Source organism: Acinetobacter sp. LF10, from assembly GCF_048585715.1.
Classification (GTDB): domain Bacteria; phylum Pseudomonadota; class Gammaproteobacteria; order Pseudomonadales; family Moraxellaceae; genus Acinetobacter.
Genome location: NZ_CP184160.1, coordinates 2,653,496 through 2,667,027 on the forward strand (window position 1 = coordinate 2,653,496; position 13,532 = coordinate 2,667,027).

The window sequence follows — 13,532 nt, forward strand, 5'->3', positions numbered from 1 at the left end:
GAGGAAATGCACGATGGCATTTGACTTAGTTCAATACTTTTCTGAACAAATTAAACTCCAAAAACCACAGCTCTTTGATCAATACTCATCAAAAGAAAGACTTTATTTTATTGATGAAGTGAATATGCTTGCTCTTGGACAGTTGGTCAGTCTTTGGAAAAAAGATAATAAAAAACTTTATCAGGAAATAAAAGCATCTGATCCCCTTTATATCCAAGGAATAGCTAGACATCTTACAACCTCTGCATATAATCAATCCGCTTTAAGCGCTTCTGAGTTAGAGTCAAGTATTTCAGAAATACTCACTTTACAATTCGTAGAATTAAATCAATTAGACCAAACAGGTAGCTTTGGTCAAACAGGTTTAAGTGAGCTTCTCTTAGGTCAAATAGAACATCTATCTGGACAAGCAGAAGATTGGGTTTGGTCAACCAACCAACTCACTGAACTTTTAGGTTCAAAACCAGTCATACAGCAAGAAGTTTCTCTAGAGACAACGATACAGGAATTTAATCAAATGGTACATCAAGCACAACATACTGAAGAAATTTCAACTCCAGAACCAACTACACCGACATGGTCTTTTATTATTGCACCTATAACAGCACTTATTATTTTATTATTTTTATATTGCAGCTACATTCAGCTGACGACTATTTAAACATATTAAAAATGATAAAGAAAGTATATTACTTTCTTTATCAAGTACTTAAATATATTTAAATCATACTAAAATAACAGAAACTATATAATTATAAAGATTTACATTTATTTACAATCAAAAAAATAATTTAAATCACCCTATTTTTGTGACAAAAATCACTTTTTTTGTTTAAAATATAGTTTTATATACGTTTTTGATTTATTTTTTTGACAAAAACTGTCATTTATTACCAATTGTATTATTTTAAGTCTGTTTAAGTATTATTGATTTAATAAAAGAGTTTCCTATAATGAGATCAACTGCTTTTGAAAAATAATCTAAAACAAAAGCAGGGAATATAAATTCATAAACAAAGATGCATAAGTAGAGATAATATCATGGCTAAAATTTCACTAGAAAGCTTGACAAATATTGATGGTTTTGTGGCAGCGGCATTAGTAGACACTGAAAGTGGCTTAGCGCTTGCAACTCAAGGTGGGGGCGCAATTGACTTAGAATTAGCAGCAGCAGGTAACACTGAAGTGGTTCGCGCAAAACGTCGTGTTGCAAACTCACTCAAACTTAATGATGATATTGAAGATATTCTAATTACACTTGGTAAAGCATATCACCTAATTCGACCATTAGAGAGTAACGGAAATTTATTTCTTTACCTTGTATTAGATCGTAGCAAATCAAACTTAGCAATGGCACGCCACGAATTAAAAACGTTCGAAAAAGAATTAGACTTTGCTTAATTAAAATCTTAAGTTTTTTTAAATTAGACTTCTTATATTTATTTTAATTATAAAAATTAGAATTATATAAGAGGTCTTTTATTATTCTTAAGTAAAAGTATAATTTCGTTCAATGCAATATTTTATAAAACATTAAAGTGATACTATGAATGGACATTGCATTAATATCGCAATTTCAGGTATAAGTTTAAAAGTTTCAGATGAACTAAAAATAGAACTTAGAAAAACAATACCTAATGAGTTTGGCATCAACTGGATCAATATTTCAGACCCAAATCTCGATTTATTATTAATAAATGAAAACTTTTTTGATACTGAAGGTATCCAACGTATTATTCAACAAAAACAATTACCATGTTTAAAAATTTCTAAGGGGCAAGGTTCTTGCCAAATCGACGAGGACAACACACTCTACCTTCCCTTTCAACAAACCGATGCCTTAAAGAATTGGATACAACTTAGATTGCTAAGTTATATTTCTAATCAACAACCTAAAAATGATTTTCTACCTAATCACAACCCTGTAAGTGAAAAGTTTTTAAAGGATATGCTAAACCCTGAAAATGCTCGTCTTCATCTTTTTGATGATCATGGGACTTTAGCGATCATTGATACGCGTAGTCAGATTGCATGGTTAGAACCAACTCGCATACACACGCAAACCAATCATAGCTTTAAATATGAATTTGCGACCACTTTTGATTGCACAAAAGTTTCTCGTAAAGTTGAATATGACTTACAGGATTGGTTATGGAATTTATTTTGGCATTCTTTAGATTTTCAAAGACTTGCGCCGAATGAAAATGAATATTTTAAAATTGAACATTGGCCTCAACCTAGTCAAAGTACGGATCGAAAAATTATACTTTTGCTTTCAGCATGTTTTATACAAGGAGCTCAACTTTCACAAGTGGCAACGCAATTAAAAATCCCAATTCAAACGGTTCAACAATTTATTGCTGCCTGCATCATTTCAAATAATGGAGACATTATTCCAGCAACAGAAAGTCATTATTTGAAATCAGAAGCAGCCGAACAGCCTGTTGAAGAACACAACTTTTTTAATAAATTTTTCGGCAAAATTAGACGCCGATTTGGGCTTTAAGGAATTATATGATTTTACAACAATATAAGATTGTATTTGCTGGAAGTATGGGTGCTGGAAAAACTGAAGCGATAAGATCACTTTCTGAAGTTCCAGTACTCGCAACTGAGGCATTCAATACAGATAGCCAGGCTCATAATAAAATGCAAACTACGGTTGGCATTGATTATGGTGAAATTACCTTAGATGATGGTGTCAAAATCGGACTATATGGCACACCAGGTCAAACCCGTTTTGATTTTATATGGCCAGTGATTTGCCAAGGTGCTCTTGGTGTTATTATTTTAATAGATCATAATAGTAAACTCCCACTTGATGAACTTGAAGGGTATTTAGATACATTTAAAGACTATACAAAAAATATATCAATTGGTATTACTCATATTGATGAGAACAAAGGTCAAACAACTTCAATTTATAGAGATTGGTTGATTCAAAATGAATATCAATACCCTTTGTTTTTTATCGATGCCCGAAAACAAGAACACATATTGCTGATGGTTGAATCCTTAATTGCAGCATTGGAAGTCAATCTCAAAGCAACGAACTAAATGACTTAATAACTTTAATAAAGAGAAAAATTATGTTCAGTATCCCAAGCCAACAACGCACTGCGCCAAAAGAACTCATTCAATTAGCAAAAACACAGGCGAATGACATTTTAACGAATATCCGTGGTATTGATTACATTATGCTTTGTTCTACGGATGGCTTTGAATTGGCATCAATCTATAAAAAGAATCCTTATAACAGCACCAAGTTAGCTGCTGTAAGTAGTTCAATTTTAGCAATGGTTAGTGCATTTTTAAATGAAATTCAATTGAATGGATGTCAGAGTATCACGCTTGATGCTGAAAATGGTAAAGCAATCCTGACTTCGATTCCTGCACCACACCATCCAATGGTGATGGTGACATTAAGTAATAAAGATGTTCTTTTAGGACAGTTACTTTATAGCTTAAAGCAGGCTAGTGCAGCAATTATGGATGCAGATCAAGCTTAATTTTTCTTCTAAAAAATCTGAAAGTGAGATGCACTTTCAGATTTTTATTTTCAAAATCGAAAATACTTGCCTCACTCGCCTACTCTATCCATATGATTAAAAAATACCATTGATAAATTTATGCATTCACTTGCTTAATTTTTAATTATATATTTTTATAAAAATTTTTTTCATAGAGATAAAAAATACTATTTTTTCAATAAATAAAAAAATAGCACCAAAATAAATCATTTTTTTAAGCACTTATTTGATAAAAATCACATTTATATAATTTAAAATGAATCAATTATCAATAAGTTCAGATAAATGGTTGGTTTTTTACATGCGTTGGCAATATATTTTCATTATTATAAATTTCGAACAAATAACAATCATTAAATTTTCGAAAATGAATGTTTTATAATTATTGATTGTCCTTTGTTCATTTATCATTATGCACTATGGAGAGATGTATTATGGGGCTGAGAAGCTTAAAGTTTGGCGCAGGGTTTGCACTACTTTTAGGAGGTCTTGCTTCGCAAGATGCAGTTGCTGATTCTTATGTATTTGTAACCAATACCACACCACAAACTGTTTCTGTTCAAATTAATCAAACAGGGACACATATTTTACAACAAGGAAATGAATGGGCACAGGAAGCAACACAAATTGCCCCATACGAAACTAAACGCGTACTTCGTATCAATCGCTATACGGGTCTAAAATCAGGAAAAACCTATAATTTCGATACAGTTGTAAGTACAGGTAATTCACAAGTCACGTTGAAACAAACAATGACGGGAACTTGGTCAGGTAGTACGATTAAGCATGGTATTCAAACGGCGACCACCACATCTCCTTGGTATTCAGACCGTGATATTCATCGAATCAATACAACTTACGCTGGTTTATCTGCACAAGCCGCAGTAAAAGCTGAATATACTGGAGGCTATGATGATTTCCATTACACCATTCATCAAAATACAGTACAAGAACCTGTTTCAAGCAACGCCAATGAACTAAAAGTACTGACTTATAATGTATATGCTCTGCCAATGGTTGCAAGCAAGATCAGTGAACGTTTGGCTGAGTTACCAAATCATTTAAATGGCTATGATGTGATTATGATGCAAGAAGCTTTTGCTTCTTCTCGTACAGGTATGCTGAATCAATTAGCACAACAATATCCATATCAAACTCATATCCCTGTTGGTTCAGGTTATAACTTATTTGATAGTGGTCTCGTCATCGTCAGTCGTTATCCAATCGTCAAAACTGCACAATTGATCTATCCAGATTGTACAGGAACGGATTGTTTTGCTGATAAAGGCGTGTTGTATGCTGAAATCATTAAAAATGGTAAAGCCTATCATGTGACTTCAACACACACTGCATCATTTGATACCGATGAAGCACGTGCCCTTCGCCAAGTCCAATTCAAGCAAATTCGCCAGTTAGTCAATCAACAAAATATTCCAAGTTTTGATGCAGTGTTGATGGGCGGTGATTTCAATGTCAATAAACTGTTATGGCCTCAAGATTACCAAAATATGCTGACTAATCTCAACGCAACAGCAGCTCCAAGTACAGGTTATACCGCATCGACATTTGATCCACGTGTCAATAAATTAGCAGGTGCGGCTGGTTCAGGTGGCACTGCCGTTGAATATTTAGATTATGTGGTGGCTTCAAATACACATCGCCAACCTACACAATCTCGTAACGATGTGCGTATTTTACGTACCACAGCAGATCCTTTGTATATGACTTGGGATCTCTCAGACCATTTCCCAGTCATGGGACAATTTAATTACAGTCCATAACAACGGAACGCTGTATGAACAAAAGACTATTGCTGACAATTATTATTGTTTTAGTGGTCTTGGTCGGAATTGTAGTTTGGAAGAGCACCGCCTCTTCCGCTGCAATTCAGCAAACCAAATCCACCTCATCATCTGAAAATTCATCTATACAGATGAACGATCCAAATATCTCAAATAAAAATAAGGATGAATTGCTGCAAGACGCTTTATTAAAGCAACTGAAAGTATTACAGCAGCAGCCTGGCAATATCACAGAATTCCTTAATAATTTTAAGGAGAATTGTACAGTGACTGATTGTAATGCAGCTTTAGCAAAAGCCTTAGCGAATTACCCTGATCAGAAATTTGCGCATTTGGTTGAAAATTTATTAAAGCGTATGCCGCAATATGAGCAACAAATGCAGAGTACGGTCTTATCGACTTCTTTATCGCCTAAACAACGTTTCGAAGCATTGTGGAAACTCAGAGAACAGACTTTAGGGCAAGCCGAAGCGATGCTTGGTTTTGGGCAAGAACGTCATTATGCAGACTATCGTTTTGCCTATAATGATTTGGCTCAGAATCAAAGATTGAGTGCGGAACAGCGTCTAAAAGCTTTTGAGGAATTACAGCGTCAATATCCTGATGCAACGAAACAGGAAAGCAAAATGGGGCTTTATGAACAAGCGATTCAATTACTGAATCAAAGTTCAAATAATCCTGCTGAGATTGCAAGTTTGAAACAGAAATTGCAGCAGCAGTATTTAACCGAACAAGAACGACAAGATATTCAACTTCGTGATCAACGTGAAGTTCAACAGCAGCAGCAGGTCAACCAATATCAGCAAGCCGTGCAACAGCTCCAACAAGAAATGCAGCCATTAAAATTGCAGCTTTCTGATGCAGAATGGCAAAAACAATATGAAACCCGTTTGCAAGATTTACGTCTCAAAATGTTTTCTTAATCATCATTTTTAAAACCATCTGTATCATGAACACGGATGGTTGAATATACGTTTTAATCAAATATTGTGGTATTTATAAGAAGGAAAACTAAGATTATTGATGGAAATCAAAGGAATGAACTATCCAAAATTTCAACATGACTTAAATATTGCACTGGAATCAGAAATCTTAGGAGAATTAATTTTTCTGAATGCTGCTCAACATGCTCGTTCCATAGAACAACAGCAAAAATGGAAAAGATTGGCACAACTGGAAACTCAAACGCTTCAACGGCTGAAGAATTTCTTAGCGCAACAGGGTCACACTGCTTCAATTCGACCACACATTAAGTTGCAAGCGAAAGTATCAGGTATCGCGATGGCAAAGCTTCCTTGGAAAGTTGCGATGCATTTACTCAAACAAGGTACAAAACCTTTTATGGAAACGTTTGAGCGAATGCATCAACATGCTGACGCAACGACTCAAGAATTTCTTCGATACTTATGGGTACATGAACAAGCATTAGCTGAATTTGCAACCCAAGAATTAAAGGGAAATTCCTCACACTCACTCGTCGCGGTTGAAAAGCTATTAAAAAGCTAGGCGTAGATCCTAGCTTTTTAATTTACACATTTTTATGCAATCGCGACATTTAACAGTAATTGTCGTTTTTTCACTTGTTGACCGACTTGACCAATCAGCTCATCCACCACGCCGTCAACATCCGACTTGATTTGTTGCTGGATTTTCATGGCCTCCAAGATCAATAAGGTTTGTCCCTTAACAACTGTGTCTCCAGCATTAACCAATAGATTCACAATCGCCCCATCCATCGGCGCACGGATTTTACCATCCCCTACCACTTCAGCAGCTTCAGGTGCGGCATAGGTGATATTTTCAATCACTAAATTACCATTCGCTGTATCTAAATAGAGTTGATTTTTATCAAGTACATAACTCAACTTTCGACGCACACCATCAACGTTATAAATGATCTGAGTATCAGTTATTTCTACAACCTGAATCGTACAGTGTTGATCACATAATCGCACGGTGACTTGCTGTTGATCCATTTCGACTTGTAGTGACAGTTGTTGATCTGCACATTTCAATTTTAATGGTAGTGGCGTTGCAATACCTGTTTGCCATGCCGTTTTTGAAGCCTTGTATTGCGCAAATAGTGTTGCTGCAATCGCTAGACTTTCAAGAGTTGGAACTTGTTGATGTAGGCTGACGTCATCCTGAAAATGCTGCTGGATAAATGCAGTATTGGTATCACCCGCCACAATAATCGGATGACGCAATAAATTTACCAAAAATTGTTTATTGCTATTTACACCAAGCAATACACAATCATCAACAGCACGCGCCAATAGACGAATGGCATCTTCACGGGTTTTACCATAGGCAATCACCTTCGCCACCATTGGATCGTAGAATGGGCTAATTTCGCCCGCCTCTAACATGCCATGATCAATACGGACATTCGGCAACGCCGCAGGCTGCCAACGTAATACTTTTCCCGTTTGTGGTAAGAAATCCTGACGTGGATCTTCTGCATATAAGCGCACTTCGATCGCATGTCCATTTAAACTAAGTTCATGTTGATGCAATGGCAAAGTTTCACCATTAGCGACACGGAGTTGCCACTCGACCAAATCTAGTCCCGTAATCATTTCTGTCACAGGATGCTCAACTTGCAAACGAGTATTCATTTCAAGGAAATAAAACTCACCTGATTGATCAAGTAAAAATTCAACTGTACCTGCGCCGATATAATCACAGGATTTTGCCGCTGCAACGGCTGCTTCTCCCATTTTTTGGCGTAATTCAGGTATCATCACTGGACAAGGTGCTTCTTCCACCACTTTTTGATGACGGCGTTGAATTGAACAATCTCGTTCAAATAGATAAACATAGTTACCATGCGTATCACCAAAGACTTGGATTTCCACATGACGAGGAGCAATTACCGCTTTTTCAATGATCAGCTCACCTGAACCGAAGGCATTTTCAGCCTCTGAGCGTGCGGTTTTTAAAGCTTCGAACAAATCAACAGACTGATGCACCAAACGCATACCACGTCCACCACCACCAGCAGATGCTTTGACCATCAATGGAAAACCAATTTTTTCCGCTTGCTCAGCCAAGTATTCAATATCTTGTTGATCACCCTCATAACCAGGTACACATGGCACACCTGCCTCAATCATGGCAATTTTAGATAAGCGCTTGCTGCCCATTAAATGAATCGCAGCGGCGTTTGGCCCAATAAAGGTGATACCGTTGTCGCTACAAGCTTGGGCAAAATCGGTATTTTCAGACAAGAAACCATAACCAGGATGGACCGCATCTGCGCCTGTCTTTTTGCAGGCTTGAATAATATTGGTGATCGACAGATAGGATTCTGAAACTTTGGACGCACCGATGTAAACTGCTTCATCTGCAACCTTAACATGGCGGGCATTGGCATCTGCATCCGAATACACGGCTACCGTCTGATAACCCATCGCTTTGGCCGTTTGCATCACACGAACTGCGATTTCACCACGATTTGCGACTAAAACTTTTGAAAATTTCATTTTTAAATCTCCCCTAGCCCCTCTTTAACAAAGAGGAGAACAATGGTACTTAATCAAATCCCTATTGTGGGAGATCTCAGTTAAACCAACTCGGATTACGTTTTTGAATAAATGCCATCGTGCCTTCTTGACCTTCTACGCCGCCAACCGCTTGAGCAAACTGCTGTGCAGCATCATCAAGTAAAGAATCTAGAGGCTCATTTAACGTCCGATGTAGCAATGCTTTGGTATTTCGAGATGCCAACGGCGCAGCACGTTTGATCTGTTGAATAGTATCCGTAAGCAATTGCTCAAGCTCAATATCATCACGCACAACTTCGTGTATCACACCTAACTTCTGTGCAGTCTCACCATTAAAACGTGAACCTAACAATGCCAAACGACGCGCTTGGGTCAACCCAATCCGTTTCACTACGAACGGTGCAATTTGTGCAGGTAATACCCCAAGACCTGTTTCAGGTAGACCAAATTGAGCATTATCACGGCTAATCGCAACATCCGAGACACAGGCTAAGCCAAAACCACCGCCGAGCACTGCCCCTTCTAAAATTGCAACAACCGTTTGCGGAGCTTGATCAACTTGCTCAATCATCGCACCAAAACGGCGGTTAAAATCCACATAGGGTTGCAAGCTACCTACATTGGCTGCTTCGACACGCAATGCCGCCATGTCCTTAATATCACCACCTGCACAGAAATGCCCGCCTTGACCACGCAAAATTACCGCACGAATAGACACATCATCAGCAATAACAGCAAAGACCTGTTGAATCGCATTGACCATGTTTAGACTCATGGCATTACGGCTTTCAGGTCGATTCAGCCACAGCGTTAAAATACTGCCTTGTTGTTCAAGCTGGATACTTTCATCTACTTGTAAATCAGTAAGAGAAGTTGAAAGTGTCATTTTTCTTCTCCTATCTTATTTCTGTTTCTTCGGCAAAATATCCATCAATTTACAGATGATCCCGAGCATGATTTCGTCTGCACCACCGCCAATCGAGCCAAGACGACCATCACGATACAACTGTGATGCGGGGTTCTCCCACATAAAGCCATTTCCACCCCAATATTGTAGGCAGCTATCAGCGACTTCTCGAGTTAAGCGGCCTGCTTTGAGCTTTGCCATCGAAGCCATCATGGTGACATTTTCACCTGCAATATGTTGTTCACATGCTTGATAAGTGAGTGCTTTTAGCGCTTCAACTTCAGTCATCAATTCAGCAAAACGGAAATGTACATATTGGTTATTGATGAGTGGCTGACCAAATGTCGTCCGTTCTTTAGTGTAATCAATGGTTTGTTGAATCACATTTTCCAAACCACCGACAGCATTTGCACATGCCCACATACGTTCTTCCTGAAACTGCATCATCTGCATCATGAAGCCCATACCCTCAGCACCTACAAGATTGCGCTGTGGTACACGTACGTTATCGAAATAAACTTGAGCCGTTGTGGTGGAGCGCATTCCTAGCTTATTCAATGGTTCTGAGAAACTAATGCCTGCGGTTTTAGCAGGAACAATAATCATTGATTTATTGACATGCGGTTTGTCATCAGAGGTATTGGCAAGTAAGCAGAAGAAGTCCGCTTGCAGTGAATTGGTAATCCACATTTTGCTGCCATTAATCACATAATCATCGCCATCTTTTTTTGCTGTGGTTTTGACTGCTGCAACATCTGAACCTGCATGTACTTCTGAAACTGCAATTGATGCAACATATTCACCACGAATCGCAGGATTCAGAAACTCTTCTCTCAGTTCCTTACTACCAAAACGAGCAAGTGCGGGTGTTGCCATATCAGTTTGCACACCAATCGCCAACGGTACACCACCACATGCTGCACGCCCTAATTCTTCTGCCACCACAAGGTTATACGAATAATCTAAACCCAAGCCGCCATTTTCTTCGGGCTTACAAATACCTAGCAAACCTAAATCTGCCATTTTCTTAAAGACTTCATGAATCGGAAAGCGTCCTGCTGCTTCCCACTCAGGAATGAATGGATTAAGTTCGTTTTCTACAAACTGACGTGCGGTACGGCGTAATGCTTCATGCTCTGCGGTAAATTTCATTATTTTTTTCCTTAAATTTAATCTCCCCTAACCCCTCTTTGAAAAAGAGGGGAACTCCTCCCTTTTAAAGGGAGGTCGGGAGGGATTTTTAAAATCTAGACACACCAAAACGAGTTGGATTTAACTCACGTTGCTGTGCTTCATAAATGGTTTGTAACAAGAAGATCAATACTTTACGCGTGTCTCGTGGGTCAATGATGCCATCGTCATGCAACATCGCTGTATTAAATAAAGCGGTCGATTGCTGTTCCAATTTCATCGAAGTACTTTGTTCTAGAAAATCCAACATCTGTGGATTCGGTTCCATGCCTGAAGCTTTCTGTTTACCCTCAGCTACGATACGTAACACTTTTCCTGCCTGTGCTGAACCCATCACCGCCACATGTGAATTTGGCCATGCAAAGATAAAGTTAGGCGACAAACTACGGCCACACATGGCGTAGTTACCTGCTCCATAAGAACCAGCAACAATGATCGAGATTTTAGGTACAGTCGCGTTGGCAACTGCTTGGATCAGCTTAGAACCATGCTTAATAATGCCGTTTTGTTCAGCATCCGTTCCGACCATAAAACCCGTGGTGTTATGCAAGAATAAAAGTGGACGTTGGGTTTGTTCACAAAGATGAATAAACTGTGTGGCTTTCACTGCACCTTGTGGTGTGATTGGTCCATTATTGGTGATAATTCCAATATGTACCCCACCCATTTTTGCCCAACCGCAAACAGTAAGCGCATCATATTCTTGTTTGAATTCTAAAAAATCTGAATCATCAATAATCCGCGCCACGATTTCTTTCATATCCAAAGGTTGCTTTGGATCTTGCGGAATAATACCTAACAATTCCTCGGCTGAGTAACGAGGTTCTTTATAATCCTGATCGAGACTTTTGGTTTGTTCTTTCCAGTTCAAATGCTCAAAAATTTCACGAGCAATACGAATGCCATCAGCATCATTTTCAGCTAAATATTCAGCTACACCAGAAACCTGAGTATGCATTTCAGCACCACCGAGTTCCTCAGCCGTTGCCACTTCACCTGTTGCTGCTAACAATAATGGTGGACCAGCCAATAACATTTCTGTTTGCTTACGGACGGCAATCACATAGTCAGATAGACCTGGTTGATATGCACCACCTGCGGTGGCATTACCATGCACAACTGATATTTGTGGAATCCCTGCCGCAGACATTCGTGCCTGATTGGCAAAAGTCATCCCACCATAAGTAAACACTTCTGCTGCATAATTTAAATTTGCGCCACCACTTTCGGTCAATGTCACAATCGGCAACTTTTGCTCAAGCGCAATCTTTTGTAAGCGTAAGGTTTTTTGTACACCCATCGGTGACATGGTGCCACCTTTGATTGCACTATTACTGGCAGTGACCAAAGCACGAACACCACTGACAAAACCAATTCCCGCAATAATACCCCCACCCGCTTCAGAGCCATCTTTATCATCATGCATGTTGTAGCCAACGAGACTACATAACTCCACAAAAGGTGAATCAGCATCGAGTAGTAACCGCACACGTTCGTGTGGAAGAATTTTGCCTTTCTTATCAAACTTCGGTTTTGCTGCATAAGACTTATCAATGCCTTTTTGCTGTACGGCACGCACCTCTGCAATTTGGCTTAATAAAGCATCTCTATTTTGTTGATATTGTTCACTACCGACTGCAATTTCAGATTGAAGAATAGTCATGATTTAATCCTTATTTGCATCTTGCGCTTGGGCAGATTGTTGCTCTGCTTTTTCAATCTGATCTTTGAGTACATCGGGAATAAATGCACGATGGAAGCCATTAAAAGACTGGCTATTCGTTGCATCTGCTAGCGGATACATTCGTGTTCCTTGAGAAGCAGCGCCATCAACTCTTAATGTCACTCCAGAAACAAATGCAGCAGCATCAGAGAGTAAATAACAAATCGCTGAAGAAATTTCCGACTCTGTCCCCATCCGTTTTAAGGGCACATTACCTGCCAAACTTGGAATAATAAATTTGGCAAAGTCACCACTGTAGTTATCCATACCAGAAGAAATAATCCAACCCGGTGCGACACAATTGACCCGAACGCCTGAACGCCCCCACTCAACTGAAGCGGTTTTAGTCAGGTTATCCACACCTGAACGTGCTGCACCAGAATGCCCCATTCCTGGCATACCGCCCCACATATCGGCAGCCATATTGACAATACTACCGCCGTGTTTTGCCATCCATTGATTATAGGCTTCACGCATCAGGTAAAAAGTTGAATGCAGGTTATTACGTACTACAGCATCAAAGCCATTGGCAGAAATACTTTCAAGTGCAGATGGAAATTGCCCCCCTGCGTTATTCACTAAACCATCCAGTTTGCTGAACTTTTCAATCACTTCAGCAATCATGTTTTTGACTTGTTCTTCATCACGGTTATCACAGACGATGAAATGGACTTTGCCACCATCTTCTAAAATTTCTTGGCTAACTTTTTCTAACTTTTCAATTTTGCGGCCAGTGATCACCACCTGAGCGCCTAAAGAAGCCAATTCGTGTGCGGTACAACGGCCAATACCCGAACCTCCGCCTGTCACGATAATCACTTTGTCAGTAAATGCATCTGCCCTGAAAATTGATTGGTAAGCCATTTTGATAAG

At 39.0% G+C, this 13,532-nt stretch carries 13 protein-coding genes; 8 read left to right on the forward strand and 5 right to left on the reverse strand.

The window, feature by feature from the left end:
• The first annotated feature begins 13 nt into the window (after positions 1-13).
• From ACN19N_RS12775 to ACN19N_RS12810, 8 genes are all read left to right on the forward strand, one after another.
• A complete protein-coding gene (locus tag ACN19N_RS12775; RefSeq protein ID WP_269228792.1) occupies positions 14-661 on the forward strand; it encodes a hypothetical protein in 648 nt (215 codons plus the stop codon).
• A 380-nt stretch (positions 662-1,041) separates the two neighbouring features.
• The gene (locus ACN19N_RS12780) at positions 1,042-1,401 is read left to right on the forward strand and encodes a hypothetical protein (RefSeq protein WP_087544648.1); all 360 of its coding nucleotides are present in this window, start codon (positions 1,042-1,044) and stop codon (positions 1,399-1,401) included.
• 145 nt (positions 1,402-1,546) lie between these two features.
• Positions 1,547-2,506, forward strand: coding sequence for a hypothetical protein (locus ACN19N_RS12785; protein ID WP_420001474.1), 960 nt, complete (start codon positions 1,547-1,549; stop codon positions 2,504-2,506).
• An 8-nt stretch (positions 2,507-2,514) separates the two neighbouring features.
• On the forward strand, positions 2,515-3,057 hold the full coding sequence (locus tag ACN19N_RS12790) for a GTP-binding protein (protein ID WP_420001475.1): 543 nt from the start codon (positions 2,515-2,517) through the stop codon (positions 3,055-3,057).
• Positions 3,058-3,089: 32 nt separating this feature from the next.
• Positions 3,090-3,509, forward strand: a complete 420-nt coding sequence (locus ACN19N_RS12795) for a roadblock/LC7 domain-containing protein (protein ID WP_004664921.1) — start codon at positions 3,090-3,092, stop codon at positions 3,507-3,509.
• Between the two features lie 455 nt (positions 3,510-3,964).
• Positions 3,965-5,311 carry a sphingomyelin phosphodiesterase gene (locus tag ACN19N_RS12800; RefSeq protein ID WP_269228796.1) on the forward strand — a complete coding sequence of 449 codons (1,347 nt, stop codon included), beginning with the start codon at positions 3,965-3,967 and terminating at the stop codon, positions 5,309-5,311.
• Positions 5,312-5,325: 14 nt separating this feature from the next.
• Entirely contained in the window at positions 5,326-6,255 is a 930-nt protein-coding gene (locus ACN19N_RS12805; protein WP_420001476.1) for a lipase secretion chaperone, read from the forward strand.
• Between the two features lie 115 nt (positions 6,256-6,370).
• The gene (locus ACN19N_RS12810) at positions 6,371-6,838 is read left to right on the forward strand and encodes a hypothetical protein (RefSeq protein WP_293745343.1); all 468 of its coding nucleotides are present in this window, start codon (positions 6,371-6,373) and stop codon (positions 6,836-6,838) included.
• Between the two features lie 32 nt (positions 6,839-6,870).
• On the opposite strand, the gene ACN19N_RS12815 is transcribed toward ACN19N_RS12810, so the two are convergent.
• The 5 genes from ACN19N_RS12815 to ACN19N_RS12835 form a co-directional block, all read right to left on the reverse strand.
• On the reverse strand, positions 6,871-8,817 hold the full coding sequence (locus ACN19N_RS12815) for an acetyl/propionyl/methylcrotonyl-CoA carboxylase subunit alpha (protein WP_420001477.1): 1,947 nt from the start codon (positions 8,815-8,817) through the stop codon (positions 6,871-6,873).
• 76 nt (positions 8,818-8,893) lie between these two features.
• On the reverse strand, positions 8,894-9,724 hold the full coding sequence (locus tag ACN19N_RS12820; protein ID WP_420001478.1) for an enoyl-CoA hydratase/isomerase family protein: 831 nt from the start codon (positions 9,722-9,724) through the stop codon (positions 8,894-8,896).
• A 15-nt stretch (positions 9,725-9,739) separates the two neighbouring features.
• Positions 9,740-10,897, reverse strand: coding sequence for an acyl-CoA dehydrogenase family protein (locus ACN19N_RS12825; RefSeq protein ID WP_241282861.1), 1,158 nt, complete (start codon positions 10,895-10,897; stop codon positions 9,740-9,742).
• A gap of 88 nt (positions 10,898-10,985) precedes the next feature.
• A complete protein-coding gene (locus ACN19N_RS12830) occupies positions 10,986-12,599 on the reverse strand; it encodes an acyl-CoA carboxylase subunit beta (RefSeq protein ID WP_420001479.1) in 1,614 nt (537 codons plus the stop codon).
• A gap of 3 nt (positions 12,600-12,602) precedes the next feature.
• Complete coding sequence (locus tag ACN19N_RS12835) at positions 12,603-13,523, reverse strand: SDR family oxidoreductase (RefSeq protein ID WP_420001480.1); 921 nt, start codon at positions 13,521-13,523, stop codon at positions 12,603-12,605.
• Positions 13,524-13,532: the final 9 nt, after the last annotated feature.

Excerpts from the sequence above, each read along its gene's own strand:
- ACN19N_RS12825 (WP_241282861.1), bottom strand. The coding sequence starts at position 10,897 with ATGAAATTTACCGCAGAGCATGAAGCATTACGCCGTACCGCACGTCAG.
- ACN19N_RS12780 (WP_087544648.1), top strand. The coding sequence starts at position 1,042 with ATGGCTAAAATTTCACTAGAAAGCTTGACAAATATTGATGGTTTTGTG.
- ACN19N_RS12790 (WP_420001475.1), top strand. The coding sequence starts at position 2,515 with ATGATTTTACAACAATATAAGATTGTATTTGCTGGAAGTATGGGTGCT.
- ACN19N_RS12820 (WP_420001478.1), bottom strand. The coding sequence starts at position 9,724 with ATGACACTTTCAACTTCTCTTACTGATTTACAAGTAGATGAAAGTATC.
- ACN19N_RS12800 (WP_269228796.1), top strand. The coding sequence starts at position 3,965 with ATGGGGCTGAGAAGCTTAAAGTTTGGCGCAGGGTTTGCACTACTTTTA.
- ACN19N_RS12775 (WP_269228792.1), top strand. The coding sequence starts at position 14 with ATGGCATTTGACTTAGTTCAATACTTTTCTGAACAAATTAAACTCCAA.
- ACN19N_RS12785 (WP_420001474.1), top strand. The coding sequence starts at position 1,547 with ATGAATGGACATTGCATTAATATCGCAATTTCAGGTATAAGTTTAAAA.
- ACN19N_RS12805 (WP_420001476.1), top strand. The coding sequence starts at position 5,326 with ATGAACAAAAGACTATTGCTGACAATTATTATTGTTTTAGTGGTCTTG.
- ACN19N_RS12830 (WP_420001479.1), bottom strand. The coding sequence starts at position 12,599 with ATGACTATTCTTCAATCTGAAATTGCAGTCGGTAGTGAACAATATCAA.
- ACN19N_RS12815 (WP_420001477.1), bottom strand. The coding sequence starts at position 8,817 with ATGAAATTTTCAAAAGTTTTAGTCGCAAATCGTGGTGAAATCGCAGTT.
- ACN19N_RS12835 (WP_420001480.1), bottom strand. The coding sequence starts at position 13,523 with ATGGCTTACCAATCAATTTTCAGGGCAGATGCATTTACTGACAAAGTG.
- ACN19N_RS12810 (WP_293745343.1), top strand. The coding sequence starts at position 6,371 with ATGAACTATCCAAAATTTCAACATGACTTAAATATTGCACTGGAATCA.
- ACN19N_RS12795 (WP_004664921.1), top strand. The coding sequence starts at position 3,090 with ATGTTCAGTATCCCAAGCCAACAACGCACTGCGCCAAAAGAACTCATT.